This is a genomic window from Flavobacterium sp. RSSB_23, assembly GCF_051547145.1.
Classification (GTDB): domain Bacteria; phylum Bacteroidota; class Bacteroidia; order Flavobacteriales; family Flavobacteriaceae; genus Flavobacterium.
The window spans coordinates 1-606 of record NZ_JBPTTO010000053.1 but is presented as its reverse complement, the minus strand read 5'-3'; the positions used below and the strand labels follow the sequence as shown (position 1 = coordinate 606).

Here is a 606-nt window from a genome sequence, read left to right as displayed (position 1 = left end):
AGTGCTTGTACAATTGGTAGTGGTATTTCTTGCTTCCACATAATACGTATAATTTCCAGCGGCAGTTACGGTAGGTGTAAAATTCAAGGCATTAGTCAAAAACGGAGTGCCACCAGTTTGTGTTGTATACCAATCAGCGGTTTCTTGCGCAGCTACACTCACACTTAGCGTTGGATTATTTTGTCCTTCGCAAATAGTTGGATTGGCACTTGCAATAGGAGTAGCAACAATTGGACAGCTACAATCAGGTGCAGTAATTGGTATCACTTCATTGCATCCGCCAGCAACATTGGCATTGATAGTAATGTTTGTTCCAGCAGGAATATTAGTAATACCAGAGGCGCTTACGGTACCTACATTTGGAACAACGCTAATGTTTGTTCCCGCGGTGGTATTAAAAGTAACCGAGTAGGTAAGTAGGTTAGCAGCACAAGTTGTATTGGTAATAGTAAGTAGTGGAGCAGCTTTAATTTCAAGTGCAACAGGAGTTCTTGCTGTACTAGTACAAGAATTGCTATTGTTTTGAGCATAAAAAGTAGTCGAGCCAACGCTATTCCAAGAAGGAGAAGCAATTAGGTTGCCTCCAGTTGGAGCATCATACCAAGT

The 606-nt window shown here is 41.6% G+C and carries 1 pseudogene; it reads right to left on the bottom strand.

The window, feature by feature from the left end:
- Positions 1-606: pseudogene (locus ACSVH9_RS16335) on the bottom strand (hypothetical protein); the annotation flags it as partial.